The sequence below is a fragment of the Cellvibrio sp. genome, assembly GCF_053579595.1.
In genome coordinates this window covers 1-15,668 of record NZ_JBRFPI010000063.1, presented here as the reverse complement: position 1 = coordinate 15,668, position 15,668 = coordinate 1, and the positions used below count along the sequence as shown (strand labels likewise).

12 protein-coding genes and 2 pseudogenes are annotated in these 15,668 nt (G+C 47.7%); 5 read left to right on the top strand and 9 right to left on the bottom strand.

Going from position 1 to position 15,668, the window contains the following annotated elements:
• The 3 genes from ACWA6V_RS06065 to ACWA6V_RS06055 form a co-directional block, all read right to left on the bottom strand.
• On the bottom strand, positions 1 to 489 hold a 489-nt coding region (locus tag ACWA6V_RS06065), incomplete at its 3' end, for a glycoside hydrolase family 11 protein (protein ID WP_449521638.1).
• Positions 490 to 884: 395 nt separating this feature from the next.
• A complete protein-coding gene (locus ACWA6V_RS06060; protein WP_449521637.1) occupies positions 885 to 2,291 on the bottom strand; it encodes a DegQ family serine endoprotease in 1,407 nt (468 codons plus the stop codon).
• Positions 2,292 to 2,476: 185 nt separating this feature from the next.
• Positions 2,477 to 3,526 carry an OmpA family protein gene (locus ACWA6V_RS06055; protein WP_449521636.1) on the bottom strand — a complete coding sequence of 350 codons (1,050 nt, stop codon included), beginning with the start codon at positions 3,524 to 3,526 and terminating at the stop codon, positions 2,477 to 2,479.
• 183 nt (positions 3,527 to 3,709) lie between these two features.
• Here ACWA6V_RS06055 and pyrC point away from each other — a divergent pair, with 183 nt between their 5' ends.
• Genes pyrC through ACWA6V_RS06035 form a run of 4 tightly spaced genes read left to right on the top strand, consistent with a single transcriptional unit; the run spans position 3,710 to position 7,821 of the window.
• Positions 3,710 to 4,747, top strand: coding sequence for a dihydroorotase (gene pyrC, locus ACWA6V_RS06050; protein WP_449521635.1), 1,038 nt, complete (start codon positions 3,710 to 3,712; stop codon positions 4,745 to 4,747).
• Positions 4,748 to 4,756: 9 nt separating this feature from the next.
• Positions 4,757 to 5,428: a ribonuclease T gene (gene rnt / locus ACWA6V_RS06045; RefSeq protein WP_449521634.1), complete on the top strand. Its 672-nt coding sequence runs from the start codon at positions 4,757 to 4,759 to the stop codon at positions 5,426 to 5,428.
• Between the two features lie 28 nt (positions 5,429 to 5,456).
• Positions 5,457 to 5,807 carry an MmcQ/YjbR family DNA-binding protein gene (locus ACWA6V_RS06040; protein WP_449521633.1) on the top strand — a complete coding sequence of 117 codons (351 nt, stop codon included), beginning with the start codon at positions 5,457 to 5,459 and terminating at the stop codon, positions 5,805 to 5,807.
• A gap of 19 nt (positions 5,808 to 5,826) precedes the next feature.
• Positions 5,827 to 7,821 carry an alpha/beta fold hydrolase gene (locus tag ACWA6V_RS06035; RefSeq protein ID WP_449521632.1) on the top strand — a complete coding sequence of 665 codons (1,995 nt, stop codon included), beginning with the start codon at positions 5,827 to 5,829 and terminating at the stop codon, positions 7,819 to 7,821.
• 68 nt (positions 7,822 to 7,889) lie between these two features.
• Here the strand turns inward: ACWA6V_RS06035 and ACWA6V_RS06030 are convergent, their stop codons facing one another.
• On the bottom strand, positions 7,890 to 8,363 hold the full coding sequence (locus ACWA6V_RS06030; RefSeq protein ID WP_449521631.1) for a MaoC/PaaZ C-terminal domain-containing protein: 474 nt from the start codon (positions 8,361 to 8,363) through the stop codon (positions 7,890 to 7,892).
• A gap of 177 nt (positions 8,364 to 8,540) precedes the next feature.
• Between ACWA6V_RS06030 and ACWA6V_RS06025 the strand changes: the two genes are divergently transcribed.
• Positions 8,541 to 9,362: a universal stress protein gene (locus ACWA6V_RS06025; protein ID WP_449521630.1), complete on the top strand. Its 822-nt coding sequence runs from the start codon at positions 8,541 to 8,543 to the stop codon at positions 9,360 to 9,362.
• Between the two features lie 169 nt (positions 9,363 to 9,531).
• Here the strand turns inward: ACWA6V_RS06025 and ACWA6V_RS06020 are convergent, their stop codons facing one another.
• The 5 genes and pseudogenes from ACWA6V_RS06020 to ACWA6V_RS06000 all read right to left on the bottom strand — a co-directional run.
• The gene (locus ACWA6V_RS06020) at positions 9,532 to 11,337 is read right to left on the bottom strand and encodes a glycosyl hydrolase family 18 protein (protein ID WP_449521629.1); all 1,806 of its coding nucleotides are present in this window, start codon (positions 11,335 to 11,337) and stop codon (positions 9,532 to 9,534) included.
• A gap of 671 nt (positions 11,338 to 12,008) precedes the next feature.
• Positions 12,009 to 12,818: a co-chaperone DjlA gene (djlA, locus tag ACWA6V_RS06015; RefSeq protein ID WP_449521628.1), complete on the bottom strand. Its 810-nt coding sequence runs from the start codon at positions 12,816 to 12,818 to the stop codon at positions 12,009 to 12,011.
• A gap of 78 nt (positions 12,819 to 12,896) precedes the next feature.
• Positions 12,897 to 14,516 (bottom strand): annotated as a pseudogene (locus ACWA6V_RS06010) (protein adenylyltransferase SelO).
• Positions 14,517 to 14,598: 82 nt separating this feature from the next.
• Entirely contained in the window at positions 14,599 to 14,982 is a 384-nt protein-coding gene (gloA, locus tag ACWA6V_RS06005; protein ID WP_449521627.1) for a lactoylglutathione lyase, read from the bottom strand.
• Between the two features lie 33 nt (positions 14,983 to 15,015).
• A pseudogene (locus ACWA6V_RS06000) lies at positions 15,016 to 15,668 on the bottom strand (hypothetical protein); the annotation flags it as partial.

The window sequence follows — 15,668 nt, the reverse complement described above, 5'->3', positions numbered from 1 at the left end:
GGTCTGGGTGCCATCGATAGAAGGCTGCTGGGTACGAAGGCAGCGACGGACATTGTAGGTCGCGCCATCGCTGGTGAAGCTGCCATAGTCAGTACCGCCGGAACAGGAAGCAGGGTTGTATGAGCCGTAGCTTTCGATAATGTAATACTCAATCAGCGGGTTTCTAGTCCAACCATAAAATGCCAGATAAGAGTTTTGTGAGTTGCTCACGCCATAGTTACCTGAATAGCTTACGATGCGAGAGCTGGTGCCTGGATTCCAACCTTTGCCACCCACCCAGTTATTGGTATTGCTGGTCCACTGCGAGGTATAACGGCCACCAGATTGTAAGGTCATAGAGGCGCTGCCGGAATCTTTCCAGAAGGTATAGTAAAAACCGTTGTTGGTACCGGTTGAATTTGAACTCAAGGTTTGCGCACTAACAGCAGTTACACACAGCGCTGCAGCACCGATGAGTGAAGTCAGGAATTTTTTGCCAGTGATTTTCATTATTAGTCTCTCGTTTTTGAGCCTCTCAACCAATACCACCCATAGAGGATGAGGACTGTTTCAAGGTTGATCCTGTCTGTTGCGGACAGGTGTATATCGAGCACCAAACAGGCTTGCTGTTATTGTTAAAACCACCCGGTGCTCGATGTATACATGTATACCGTCGAGATTATTTATTGTCAATAAAACCATAAGCATATAGTCAATTAAACCATATATGCATAATCAATGAGAAAATAGGTTACTCGAAAGGTAACACCTCCCGTATTTTTGTTCCCAGAGGATGGCATTTTAGAAACACCCTGACAGCTCATGTGAGGGAGCTATCAGGGATGACTATTGCAGAGATATCTATCAACGCATAGAGGGCAAATAGTCCCGAAGCAGCCGCACCATTATTTAATTATCACCGAGCTGAACACCGGGCGGTTTTGGCGATAGAACCGGATTGCCTTTGGTTCATTTTTAGGCAGCGCTTTGACGATTCTGGCGTAATCATCAGTGGACTTGATCTCATTAAAGGCTAGCTGGGTAATCACGTCACCCAACTGCAAACCTGCTTCGGCTGCCGGACTGCCAGGTTTGACATCGCGCACAACTACACCCGCTTCAGCGCCACCACGTTGGCTTTGCTCCAGAGGGCTGACAACCAACCCAAGTACATCCGCTGAGCTTTGCAGTGGGACTGAAGTCGGACGCACCGCAGCTTCAGCAGGAGATACCGGCAAAATACCCACAGTAACATTGATTGTCTGCTCTTTACCTTTGCGCATGATGACCACAGGCACCTTCGATTTAGGTGCAGTACGCCCCACGAGAGAGGGCAAATCACTGGAATTATGCACTGTATTGCCATTGAATTTGATGATTAAATCGCCCGCCTTCAACCCCGATTTTGCCGCCGGTCCCTCGCTATCCACTTCATTGATCAAGGCGCCCATGGGTTTGTCCATGCCGAGCGAGCTGGCCAAATCTTTGTCCACATCCTGAATCATCACCCCTAGCCAACCACGGTCTACCCGACCTTTTTCTTTTAATTGGTCGACAACATCAACCGCTAATGATGACGGGATTGCAAACGACAGGCCAACAGAACCACCGCTAGGCGAATAGATCTGCGAGTTAATACCCACTACCTCGCCGTTCATATTGAATAGAGGCCCACCGGAATTACCGGGGTTAATGGCAACATCTGTCTGAATGAACGGCACATAATTACTTTCATTGTGAGCCGAGGGAATACTGCGGCCAATGGCACTGACAATACCTGCACTCGCGGAGTAATCCAACCCAAAGGGCGAGCCTATGGCAATCACCCACTGACCGACTTTGAGCGTTTCATCTTTCGCCAAACTCAGGGTCGGCAGGCCTTTGGCTTCCACTTTCAGCAACGCCAGATCAGAGCGCTCATCGCTGCCAACCAGCGTCGCTGTGTATTCGCGTTGGTCATTGAGGATCACAGTAATAGTGTCCATATTGTTTACTACATGGTCATTGGTCAGCACATAGCCATCACTGGAAATAATAAACCCGGAGCCGAGGGAGCCCCGGTCACGCGGCATTTGGCGACGCTCCAACAACTCGCGAAAAATATCGGGCAAGCCCTCCATATTGGGCGGCAATTGCTGCGGAGCTTGCGCGATTTCGCCTTTAGATACTGCCGTAATTTTCACGACGGCCGGAGCATGCTGTTCAATCAGTTGAGTGAAGTCCGGCAACTCAGCCGCGCGACTGTAGAATGACGACACGCTGATAGTCACTACTGCGACCAAACCCGCCCACTTGGCAATCACTTTATGCATGGATGACTCCTGAATTAGACAATAACGAACAGATCATAAGTAATCTGGATTCGCAATTTCAGACTGATACGATATAAAAAAATTCCAAACCCGGCACAAATACCGAGTTAAGAATGATTTGGGAATTGTGGTTAAAAAATGCAAGTGACGAAGGAAATGCTCGGTGTAATCAGCAGCACATGTGGCTATCTAGCACTGGTAAGATCCTGCTGCTCCACCATCTGCTCCAACTGCTCAAGAGTGGGAGGTAGTGAAGAATTACTGGCAGAGGATTGGCCTGCCGTTTTTTCAGCCGCTTTTTGCTCTGCCAATTTGATGGCAGCAATTTTCTTTTCCATTTGTTGGCGGGTGGACGCGTTTTCAAGCCGCACCGTCACCCGGCGGTTTTTTGCCTGGCCAGCCTTGTTCATATTATTGGCGATAGGAAATTTATCACCATGCCAGCGGGTTGCAATAGTATCGGGATCTATTCCTTTGTCGATCAGATAGCGCGCAACCAGCTCCGCCTGACGCTGCGTCGCTACCTCCGCCGCCTCTGGTGTCGCTAGCTTGTCACTGTGGGAGTCGATAAGAATCCCAAGCACGCGTTTATCGGCTTTGGTATAGCGCACTATCTTATCTAACTGACTTTTGGCAGCAGGGTTGAGATCATCAGCATTGCTGGTGTAGTTGATGACAGTGCGCGACAACTGGTCGAAAGTGTAAGGAATTAATTCATCAATGCATTGGCGGTACTGACCAAAGGCAGGGCCGAAATTGCGCGCCTCCAAGGCCACCCTCAAGCTGGTGCCAGCCGAACTAATCTGGGTGCTACTGAATACCACACTGGTGCCCTGCTCCAGCGCGCCTCTAATCGCTGCAATATTGGCCGTTACTATCAGAGGCTCACCCCCTGTGCTCTGCGCCTGCCCAAGAGTCAAGGAACTAACATCACCGCGCCACATAGGTGGCATGGTTTCAATACGCACAATCCCTCCGGGAAACGCCTGACTGGTATGGCGCAACTCCAGGAATTCGGCAGCATTTGCCTTGCGAGTAAAGCGCGCACTACCAAAACCGGGGATTTTATGGTTGAGGCTACAGGCGAACGGCCCAGACTGAGCCGACCACTGGGAATCAGAGAAACTGGCGCTGTAAACCTGCGCCTGCAGCCACTGGGCACCACCAAGCAGCACCAGCATAAGCGGGAACTTAATCAACACAGGTTTTAAAGTAGACGAGGCAGACAACAACATGAATCGATCCGGTTGTGGCACGAGAGAGTCTTTGCAGTATAGACAGCCAACCAAGTAATGCAGTCTGTCAGGAATATCATCTGGAGCCACTGTGAATTAAGGCTGCGAATAAGGGTCAATTTTGATAGCATGCGGCGACTTTCAACCGTTACGCCTGTCTATTTTTACGGAATGATCTGCCCCATGACCCAGCAGCTAACCCTTACCCGCCCCGACGATTGGCATATCCACCTGCGCGATGGCAACGCCCTCACCCGCACAGTAGGTGATGCCGCACAACAGTTTGCCCGCGCGATTGTCATGCCCAACCTGGTCCCGCCAGTGATGAATACCGACCAAGCGCAGGCCTACAAAGAGCGAATCCTCGCCGCGCGCCCTGAAGGCAGCCAATTCGAACCGCTCATGGTGCTTTACCTCACCGACAACACTGATCCAGCCGAGATCGCTATCGCCAAGGCCAATGGGGTGACGGCTTGTAAACTCTATCCGGCCGGCGCGACCACCAACTCCGCATCAGGCGTAACTGATCTAAAAAAAATCTACCCGGTATTGGCAGCCATGCAAAACGCCGGTTTGCACTTCTTATTACACGGCGAAGTAACCGACAGCGCGATTGATATTTTTGACCGAGAAAAAGCCTTTCTCGACCGCACTTTCAGCCAGGTGGTAAAAGATTTCCCCGCCTTAAATATGGTGCTGGAACATATCACCACCGCCGATGCCGCCCAGTTTGTTGCCGAGGCGCCAAGCAATGTTGCGGCCACCATCACTGCACATCACCTGCTCTATAACCGCAACCATATGCTCGCGGGTGGAATTCGCCCGCATTACTACTGCCTGCCAATTTTAAAGCGTGGCACGCATCAGCAAGCGCTAATTAAAGCGGCGACTAGCGGCAGTCCGAAATTCTTTTTGGGGACCGATTCCGCACCTCATGCCAAAGACAAAAAAGAAGCAGCCTGCGGTTGCGCCGGAAGTTACACTGCCTATGCAGCGATTGAACTTTATGCCGAAGCATTTGAAGATGCGGGCGCACTCGACAAACTTGAAGCCTTCGCCAGCCATTTCGGCGCTGATTTTTATGGCCTGCCACGCAACACCGACACCATCACCCTGATCAAACAAGACTGGCAAGTGCCGGACACTTTGAGCCTGGGCGACCAACCGCTGGTGCCACTGCGCGCCGGTGAAATTTTACGTTGGCAGTTACAGACTGCTTAAGGCGAACAAGTGAATCCACCTGAAAATAACCGCGATCCCGATTCACCTATGGCGCAACGCTTTCGCGGCTTTTTGCCCGTGATTGTCGATGTAGAAACCGGTGGGTTTAATGCGCAGACTGATGCGTTGTTGGAAATCGCCGCCGTCACCATCCGCATGGATCAAGATGGCTACTTGCATCGCCACGAGACATTTTCGTTTCATGTCGAGCCATTTGAAGGCGCCAACATCGAACAAGCCGCACTGGATTTTACTGGTATCGATCTCGACTGCCCCGACCGCATGGCGGAACCGGAATTAATGGTGATGACCGATTTGCTCAGCGCAGTGCGTCGCGCCGTAAAAGAAAACGGCTGCACCCGCGCGGTGATTGTCGGCCACAATGCCCATTTCGATTTGAATTTCGTCAACGCTGTGATTGACCGCTGCAATATCAAACGCAGCCCATTCCATCCCTTCTCGGTCTTCGATACTGCCACCCTCGCTGGCCTGGCGTTTGGCCAAACCGTGCTCGCTAAAACGTGTCAGGTAGCAGGCATCGAGTTCAGCAACAGCGCAGCCCACTCAGCCGCTTACGATGCCGAAAAAACAGCGGAATTGTTTTGCGTGATTGTGAATCGCTGGAAAGAATTGGGCGGCTGGATCGCTGACGACGAGTACGGTGACGAAGAAACCGAATAAATAATGGTTTCCCGGGAATGGTAAACATATGGCGTTTGACTTAAAAAAATACCTGCTTAACAAGCCCGAGGCCGTTGAGGACTTCCCCTTCGACCCCGAAGTTACCGTCTATAAAGTGCGGGACAAAATATTCTCCCTGGTCCGCATAGAAAATAATGAAACGCGCATCAACCTGAAATGCGATCCCACTGAAGCAGAGCAACTGCGTATGGTCTTTGATGCCGTGCTACCCGGTTATCACATGAATAAAAAACACTGGAACACCGTGATTATCAACGGCTCAATTCCCGATAGCGAAGTGAAACGGATGATTGATAATTCTTATGCGTTGATCGTAAAAAAACTGGGCAAATCAGCGGCGCAACTTCTTTTAAAATAAAGACTCATCAGGAGCAATTATGACAAGGTTGAAATATCTGTTTCTTTTTCTAATTTTCGGTTACGCCAACGTCCTTTCATCGGCGCATGGATTAGAAGGAATTACAGATCCAGCACAAATCCCCGCCGAAAATTTTTTCAAAGAAAATACCGAATTTAGTTACCGTATATCTCCCGACGGAAAACAACTGGCGTTTATTCGAAAGTACACGCAAACCTACAATATAGTGATCACTGATCTGGATAAGTTTGTAGAAGTACACGAGTTCGCTGTTAGTAAAAACTCACCGGAACATTTAACCTGGATCAGCAATAGCAGACTGGTTTTTGGTTTGAGCGGCGTTATCTACTCTGTCAACCAGGACGGGGCAGACCTGCGCGTCTTACTCAGCAACATTTATGATGCAGATAAAGTAAAAGGCTACATTTCCTTTGTGGACAACCTACGCTATTGGTCACTATTAAAACGCCCCAGAGGAAATGAAGAAGATGTATTGTTTCTCTCCTATAACAGCGATGGCCATGCCAATGTGCATAAAATCAACATTTATACCGGCGAAAAAACCGACCTGTATGATGCTGAAGAACTAAAAGCTGACGGTCTTTACACTGATCGCGACGGAAAAGTTATCTTGATTGAAAAAATTAAAAAGGAACAGCATTCATTTTATCGTTTGGTCAATGACAAAGATGACCTTGAATTGGCGAGCCTCGATATCGCCAATCAACGCTACCAATTAAATTACGATGCAAAATCCTATTTGAACCGCTCTGTTGTAGTTCACGAGATAGGCTATGAAAAAGATACTATGTATCTCTCTGAGAAAACATCTGGAGACAGATATCAGCTGGTGAAATATAACTATGCAACCAATGCACAAGAAGTTATTGGCAGTGATCCTGTCTACGACGTAGGCAGCCCTGATGAAAGAGTATCACTTCACTATGACTACAAAAATAGAAGATTAGTAGGTTTTAGCTACAATGCTGACAAACATAAAACAGTGTGGCTAGATGAACGGTTCAAAAAGTACCAGCAAACACTGGATAAAAAATACCCTGGGCAAATCAACATAATTTATGACTGGAACGAAAATGCAGACAAATTATTAGTCGTCAGTAGGGACGCCAAGACCAAAGGTAAAGTGATTGTTTTCGACGCCGCTAAAAACAAGGCGATAGTACAAACAGACTATTCCAATATGTTAAGCCCCGACCACATGAAGGATACCTTAATCTATAAATACAAAACGCAGGATGGAACAGCTATTACGTCGTACCTGACACCTCCAGCCACAAGCAGCACTAAAAAATGGCCATTGATAGTAATGCCGCATGGAGGCCCATTTGCACGTAGCCACTATGGGTATGATGGCCATATGCAATACTTTTCTACCCGCGGTTTTGCAGTATTGGAACCTAATTTCAGAGGCTCTACCGGCTATGGAGTACAGCATCTGATTGCAGGAAAACAACAAATAGCAGATCTAATGCTCGCGGACATAGCAGATGGTGTTCGAGCACTTATCAACGAAAATAAAGTTGATCCTTCACAGGTTTATATACTGGGCTTTAGTTACGGTGGTTATGCCGCAATCATGAGTGCAATTAAATACCCTGATTTATACAGTGCCGCAGTTTCGGCTGCGGCACCGCTGGATTTAAATAAACAGCTAAAACACTATAAAAAAGAAGAGCACTGGTTTGCTTATGAATTCTGGCAGGATTTGATCGGTGTTAAACAGCAAGGCAAAAAATTTGTAGAGTCTATTTCGCCTTATCAACGCGTCGATGATATTAAAATTCCCCTGCTGGTATTTCACGGTGATAAAGACAGCATAATTCCGAAAGAACAAGCTGAAGATTTTAAAAAATTAGTTGAGAAGAAAAAGCTGAATATTCCCGTAAGAATTATCCAATCAGAAGGACATGGATGGGATTTGGTAAGCAGCAACACTTATTTTGCTGAAAAAGCAGTGGAATTATTCAAAGCCAATAAAAAATCAGCTCAATAATACCCGCCCCCGCTTCACCGCATGAATTACGGAGGAGTGGGGCTACGAGCAAGCTAAAGGAAAGCGATTTAATCAATAACAATGATTGGCAGTACGCCTGCAGCCAGGCGTTGTTTTTCGGCAGGTGCGATCACCTCAGCAATACCTTTGGCGATTAATTTGCCATCCTGGTTGTGCGCCTCGCACTCAAGTGTCACCAGTTTTATGCGCTCTTTAATTTCACTAACAATCAAGGTGACGGTCACGGTATCGCCAATTTTTACCGGGTGTTTGAAATTGAGGCTTTGGCTGCGATAAACAGAACCAGGCCCCGGTAAGCGGGTTGCAATCGCCGCCGACACCAGTGCTCCCGTCCACATGCCGTGGCCGATAGGTTCGCCAAAAGGTGTAGTTGCTGCGTATTCTTTATCGAGATGCACCGGATTAACATCGCCGGAACAGGCGGCAAACAGAATGATGTCCTGCTCTGTGAGGGTCTTGCTGTAATTGGCGCGCTGGCCGACAACAAGTTCATTGATTGGGTAATTTTCAAGCAAATTCATAGTCTTATCCTGAGTGCACTGTAAAAATGGCGTACAGTTTAATCCATATCAACTTTATTTCACCGCTATCTACAACGGCTGGGGGCTTTCGCGCTGTAAAAACCCCAAAGGGGTTGCTATGCTAGCCCCAACCAGAAAATAACAACCTAACTTTTTAGGGAACCAGTAGGAGCCAATATGTCCAAGTCACAAAAGCTGTTCGTTGTTGTCGACCCCAATGATACCCATCACATTGCCCTGGAACGCGCCATTATTGTTTCGTCTTTGATTCAGGGTCCAAAACCCAAGGTGCACGCCTTTGTTGCGGTTGATAGCGATGCAGTTGATACCCGCTCCGTTAACGATAATCTGTTCCGCGACCTCACTTGGTTTGAACAAAATATCAAAAGCCCATTGGCTAATGCTGGCATCGAATACACGCTGGAAGTATCCTGGTCGAGCGAGTGGCAAAAATCCATTATGGAATCGGCCAAACGTTTTGACGCGGATTTGATTTATTTACCAGTACACGCCAAAACCAACACAAGCCGTTTCAGTTTCAGTGAATCTAAATGGGAATTATTGAAAGGAGCTTACTGCCCGGTAGTGCTGATTCGCCCCAATGCAAAAGCACAACGTAAAGTGATTATCGCAGCCGTAAACTTTCAGGCACAGCGCGATGTACAAATCGAGCTCAACAAAAAAATTATTGAGCGCGCAAAATTTTATGCTGAAACCTACGGCGCTGATTTGCATGTGATCAACGGCTACCTCGATTCAATGAGCTATCCTGATCGCGGCCGCCTGGTTAGCGAAACCGGTTTGCCGAACGACAAAATCCATGTCGACAATGGCTACACCTCAGATGTTGTTTCTGCATTGGCTGAAAAAATCAATGCCGATTTGATTATCATGGGTACGCTCGGCCAAAACGGTATGACCAAAACCCGCCGCGGTAATACGGCGGAGCGTTTGATTGCCGCTGTTGATACCGATGTGATGGTTATCAATCACGAATAATTTTTTATTCGTGTAAAACAAAACCCCGGTTATGAACAATAACCGGGGTTTTGTTTTTTACTGCGACAAAATCATGAAGCTATAAATGCATCGAAAAACCTACTCGTAAAAAAATCCGGCGCGGAAACTCGCCGGATTTTTTACGCACAGATTATTAGTTTAATAGGTATTAGCGCATTGAATCGCCAATAACTTTGATCAACTCGCCGCCGTTGGTATCACCACTCAATTCCCAGAAGAAAGTACCGCCAAGGTTTTGTTGATGTACGTAGTCCATTTTACCGGTCATCGTTTGCGGAGTATCGTAACTCCACCAGTTGCCACCACAGAATGCGTAGGCAGTTCCGCCCACAGTTCCTGTTGCAGGGCAGGTGTTTTTCAGCACTTTGTAGTCTTCAATGCCTGCTTCATAACTACCTGTTGCTGCACCAGTCGCTGCACCGCCTGGAGCTGCTTGAGTTACACCCGACCAACCGCGGCCATAGAAGCCAACACCCAACAAGATTTTATTTGCGGGGATGCCTTTTGCTTTCAATAACTGTACAGCGGAGTCTGAATAGAACTCTGCGGTTGGAATACCAGAGTAACCATAGAGTGCAGAATGCGGAGCAGTTGGGCCTTTAGCTGCAAATGCACCGAAGTAGTCGTAGGTCATTGGCATGATGAAGTCCAGGTATTGGGCAGCACCAGCATAATCCGCTGCATTGATTTTGGATGGGGCAGCACCGATCGCCGAGGTCACCAATGCGCTCGCACCAAAGCGGGTACGAAGCGCCTGAATCACGTTTTTGTAAGCCGAGAAACCGCTGGTATCGCAAGTCAGACCGCAATCGTTTGGATATTCCCAGTCAATATCGATACCGTCAAACACATCTGCCCAACGTGGATCTTCTACCAGGTTGTAACACGAGTTGGCAAATGCAGTCGGGTTAGCAGCAGCTTGACCGAAACCACCTGACCAGGTCCAACCGCCGAATGACCAGATAACTTTGATATTCGGATAGGCTTTCTTCAGTTTACGCAATTGGTTGAAGCTGCCACGCAATGGTTGATCCCAGGTATCGGCAACACCATCGACACTCAGGTTGGCATCATAGGCGCGCTCGTAATCGGCGTAGGCATCACCAATCACACACTGGCCATTTTGTACGTTACCGAACGCGTAGAGGATGTGCGTCAACTGCGCGGCTGAACCGCTAGTCGCAATATTTTTCACATGATAATTACGGGCATAAGTACCCCATTGCGCGAAGTAGCCCACCACGCGCTTACCGCCGACTGATGCAACAGAGCTGGAGCTTTTGCTCGAAGCGATTGAACTGGCAACGGAGCTGGCGATTGAGCTTGGTACCGAACTAGCGATAGAGTTTTTGCTTGAAGTGGCGACTGAGCTGGCAACAGAACTTGCCACTGATGATACTGAAGAAGTACCACAAGCACCTTTGTTAGCCCATACACCATCGGGGCCAGAATTGGTAACCGGGTCTTGTCCTTGTGTCCACCATTTTGCTTCGAACAATGAACCATTGCGGCTCGCTTTATTTCCACCAGTATAAATTGCTGAACTGGTCCATGCGGCAACGCCATTACAACCCGCTACCGAAGCAACAGATGAGGCTACCAAAGAACTTTGAACGGCAGAACTTTGCACCGAACTTTTTACTGAACTCGCTACCGAGGCAACACTGGATGCTGCTGAAGAGTTAGTGGAGGAACAAGCACCAAGGCTTGACCATGCGTTAGACCAAGCCCAACCTACACCCGGCTCATAAGGGCCGCCGACCGTACACCAGCCGCCGACCGTACATGAATAGGCGCTACCCCCATTTTGTACGATGGCACCAGTCGCATAGGTACCCTGCTTATAAGTAGTAACGCCGGTGCAATTGTAGGCTTGCGCTTGCGCAGCCAATAAACCTGCTGAGGACAGCAGACCGACTGTTGATAACAGCTTTAATGCCTTGAAGGATCTCATTGAATTTTCCTCGGAATATTTTTTTGTTTTTCATCGCTCCCTGGTCGTTAGCAAACTTATGCAGCGCGACCCGGAAGTCTCCCAGACTCGTTTTCAAAGCCTTGCGGCCCATAACACCCCTAACTCCATTTGTTATTTTTTTGTCCGTCAGACAAGCTCCTTGCCAGACACACATCCGTATTTTTTCGGGCAATAGAAACCTTTAGGCAACAGAAAGCCCTGAGTTATCACCCAATAAAAATTCGTAAATTGAAGTTGGAAAATAAACGCACGTACCCTTGCATGAACAAGGTGGAATCAATGTCCCGATCGAGAAAAGTCCATGAAAACTACAATAATTTCCAGCAAGGGAAATCAGTCTTCACTGTCGCTCCTTGGCTTATCACACTGCTTTTATTGTTGTAAAAATGTGTAAACTCAAAAGACAAGTTGAAATTACACCCAATGCGACAACGTTGTCAACGAATTATCAGAAAAATGTTTTAAGCGTCACATTTATTGGTTAGCAATGAAATATTGGCATCGGGGATAAAGCCCAACACGCAGAGTGCCGCTTATGAAAATTTGTAGTGATTGGTGGAAGTTGGCAGGGGTGTAAGGTAAAAACAGCTATAAGATTCATCGCTGGGTTAATGCGCAGCGGACAAGATTGCCCGCTGTAAGGGAATTGGTTAACGGGATTTTTTTATCAGGTCGTAAGCCGCCTGGATTTCCTGTGAGCGCTCAGTGGCGGCTTTGATCATGTCTTCCGGCATGCCCTGCCCGATTAGTTTATCCGGGTGATATTCGCTCATTAATTTACGATAAGCTTTTTTGAGTTCTGCATCGGTCACCGTTTTTTCTACTCCCAGAGCTTCATATGCCAAGGCCAATTCATCTGCGCGAGGCGCCTGTTGTGCGCTGCGCTGATACGAACCCTGGGAGTTCGCCTGCTCTTGCCTAAACGCATTTTGCGCATTGAGCATACGCAGTAATTGTTCAAAGGCGAAGCGGGAAAAACCAAGGCGCTCGGCCACCTGGCGCAATACCTGCGCCTCTTCCTCATCCAGTACACCATCGGCCATCGCCAAATTGACGAGATTGACTAACAACATATTGATCAAATTGGGGCTAGCGCCGCAGTGCTGTTTAAACTCGCCCATCACTGCATCAAAATTAAAATCATCTGCTGCACCCAATTTGAATAACCGAATCGCTTCGCGGCGATGCTCGGGCGTCAACCCCATTTTAGTCATCAAGGATTCAGTGAGTTGAATCTCAGTTTCACTCACGCGTCCGTCTGCTTTGGCCAAATGTCCGAGCAGTAAAAAAACGGTGGTGAAAAAATTCGCCTGCACTGCATGCAGTTGTTCATTCGACATTTTGGGGGCGTAACGTCTTTTTCGATCCATCAAAAAGTGTCCCAAGAGTGCGCCAGCAATAGCACCAAAAGGACCACCTACAACTAACCCTGCAATAAAACCCAGCACCTTCCCGATCATAATTTTCTCTTAATTTTTCAATAAATGCGGACATATTCCGCACGTCAATAAATTTGATGCCCTGCACAACAATCAACTTTACGAGCTGCATGACAACATTGAACAACCGGCTTTGTGCCGCGCCCACTCGGGGCGCTTGGCAAAATATTCCTCATACTCAGGCTGTTCATCATAAGGTTTGCGCAATATTTGCAACAACTTTTCCACTTCAGAATTATCACCCTGAGTCGCTTTATCAATCGCTTGCTGCGCTAAATAATTACGCAGCACATATTTGGGATTGACTGCATTCATGCGCTGGCGACGCTGTTGATCATCATTGCCATTGACAACATAATCTTGCTGTAAGCGCTGTGCATAAGTGCGCAGCCAATTCGCCATCGCATGCTGTGCATTCTCATCGGGGATTTGGTAATAGGCTGGCCGCACAATATCAACCCACTGCTGGTCTGTGTATTGATGAATGTCATCGAGTGATACGCGCGCAAGTAGACGATAAAAAATCGTCATATCGATTTCAGCGGATTGCAAGGCTTGTAGCAAATTTTCAGTACGCGTTTGATCCTGCACCGGATCAAATTGGCTTAATCCCATTTTATTGGACATATCACGCTGTGCACAGCGCTCATATTCAACGCGGTAATTTTCCAGCGCTTGTTGCAATGGCTCAACTGTATTAATGAGCGGATAAAGCGCGTTGCCCAATTGCGCCAGATTCCAGAGCGCAATGCGCGGTTGATTGATGTATCTATAACGGCGTCCTTGGGCATCGGTAGTATCGCGCGTCCAATTCGGCTCATAACCTTTCAATCAACCGTAAGGACCATAGTCGATAGTTAAACCCAAGATAGACATATTATCGGTATTCATCACACCGTGGACAAAACCCACGCGCATCCAATGCGCCATTAATTGCGCAGTAGTAATACAGATTTCAGTAAACCATTGCAGATAAATATCGATCGTAATGTCCGACGATGCATCTACCAATAAATGGGAAAAGTCAGTGCGGATAGTGAAATCGGCGAGTTGTTTTAGCAAATCAATTTCACCGCGTGCGGAAAAAATTTCAAAATTACCAAAGCGGGTAAAATTCGGGGCAACACGGCATACCACCGCACCGGGTTCCAATTGTGGATTGCCATCGTAAAACATATCGCGTCGCACCCACTCACCGGTAGTGATCAGGCTTAGCGCACGTGTTGTAGGAACCCCCAAATGAAACATGGCTTCACTGCATAAAAATTCACGCACCGATGAACGCAAAACGGCAAGGCCATCGGCCGTACGTGAATAAGGTGTCGGGCCCGCACCTTTTAATTGCAGCGTCCAATGTTCATTGTGATGATTGCGCACTTCACCCAGATTAATTGCTCGACCATCGCCCAATTGACCCGCCCAGTTGCCAAATTGATGGCCACCATAACAGCAGGCATGCGGCTCCATTCCGGCAAGCAATTGATTGCCGCCAAATATCTGTGCAAATTCTGTTTGGGTGAAAATCGATTCAGGCAAATCCAAGAGCGCGGCAACTTCTTTTGCACCGGCAACCAGTTGAGGATTTTTTACTGCGGTAGGATTTACGCGCGAATAAATCGCCTCGGCAACCTGCCGACGATAATTTTCAATTTCAGGGTCAGCAGGCAATTCGCGCACGAGGCGATTATCAAATTGGAGTTGGCTAAGCTGTGTGATCATGGCTACCGAGCGAAAAGTCGCTCATCTCTAGTGGGGGTTTTATACCCCCAAGATAAGCTTAAGCACGAGGGGAAGTGAAGAACTATTTTATACCGAGCAACTCAATTTTGTAGCCATCAGGATCTTCAACAAAGGCAAGGATAGTAGTACCGTGCATCATAGGGCCTGGTTCACGCACTATTTTTCCACCGGCTGCACGAATTTTATCGCAGGTTGCATAAACATCATCACATCCCAGCGCTATGTGTCCATAGCCCTTGCCTAAATCGTAGTGATCAACACCGTAGTTGTAGGTTAGCTCGATGACGGTGTTGCTCGCCTCATCGCCATAGCCGATAAACGCCAACGTAAATTTTCCCTCGGGATAATCGTGCTGACGCAATAATTTCATACCCAATACTTGGGTATAAAAATCAATGGACTTTTGCAAATTGCCGACACGCAGCATAGTGTGAAGAATACGCATAATAACTTAGTTAAACCTTAAAAATACCCATGACTAAAATCTTGATTGGGCACCTACCGTCAATTGGTATTTGCCCACGCCCGGTTCATTTCTGGCGGAGGTAGGTGTAGCTATATCAATGTGCACCACATTGCCGATGCGCACTTTACTTGAACTGAGACGCAAGCCGAAGCCGACATTACTCAACAGCGGGCTATAACCATATTGCTCTACTCCCCAGGCTTTACCCATATCGAAAAACACCACCGCTCCGACACGTAACAGATTAAAAATATGCATGTCAGTAAAATAGCCCCGATCGACGGTGAACACATAGCGCTCATCGCCACGCTGGTAATCTGTGGGGTAGCCACGCAGGCCGGTGATATCGCCCACGGTTAACTCTTCATACTGCGCCAGGTCTTGCCCCACTTCATAAAGCAACCCCATATACCAACGGCGTTTTTCATCCTGAAAATAATTGTAAGTCAGATTAATGCCCGCCACGGTGCTATCCAGTCCGTTAAGTTTTGAGTGATGGCGTCCATCTAACTCAAATGTCGTTTCAAAAATATGTTGGCTATCGAAATCAACGATATTGGTATAGTTGCCGATGTAGCGAACTACGTCATCAGGGTTATCAAATTGGGTACCGGCATATCCCAAACGAAAACTCAAATTCTGGCCGAGTGCGATATCTTCCGGGC

Bases quoted from the DNA above. Each gene is read 5' to 3' on its own strand.
- ACWA6V_RS06020 (WP_449521629.1), bottom strand. From the start codon at position 11,337: ATGAGATCCTTCAAGGCATTAAAGCTGTTATCAACAGTCGGTCTGCTG.
- ACWA6V_RS06055 (WP_449521636.1), bottom strand. From the start codon at position 3,526: ATGTTGTTGTCTGCCTCGTCTACTTTAAAACCTGTGTTGATTAAGTTC.
- ACWA6V_RS06035 (WP_449521632.1), top strand. From the start codon at position 5,827: ATGACAAGGTTGAAATATCTGTTTCTTTTTCTAATTTTCGGTTACGCC.
- ACWA6V_RS06040 (WP_449521633.1), top strand. From the start codon at position 5,457: ATGGCGTTTGACTTAAAAAAATACCTGCTTAACAAGCCCGAGGCCGTT.
- djlA (WP_449521628.1), bottom strand. From the start codon at position 12,818: ATGATCGGGAAGGTGCTGGGTTTTATTGCAGGGTTAGTTGTAGGTGGT.
- pyrC (WP_449521635.1), top strand. From the start codon at position 3,710: ATGACCCAGCAGCTAACCCTTACCCGCCCCGACGATTGGCATATCCAC.
- ACWA6V_RS06030 (WP_449521631.1), bottom strand. From the start codon at position 8,363: ATGAATTTGCTTGAAAATTACCCAATCAATGAACTTGTTGTCGGCCAG.
- ACWA6V_RS06060 (WP_449521637.1), bottom strand. From the start codon at position 2,291: ATGCATAAAGTGATTGCCAAGTGGGCGGGTTTGGTCGCAGTAGTGACT.
- gloA (WP_449521627.1), bottom strand. From the start codon at position 14,982: ATGCGTATTCTTCACACTATGCTGCGTGTCGGCAATTTGCAAAAGTCC.
- ACWA6V_RS06025 (WP_449521630.1), top strand. From the start codon at position 8,541: ATGTCCAAGTCACAAAAGCTGTTCGTTGTTGTCGACCCCAATGATACC.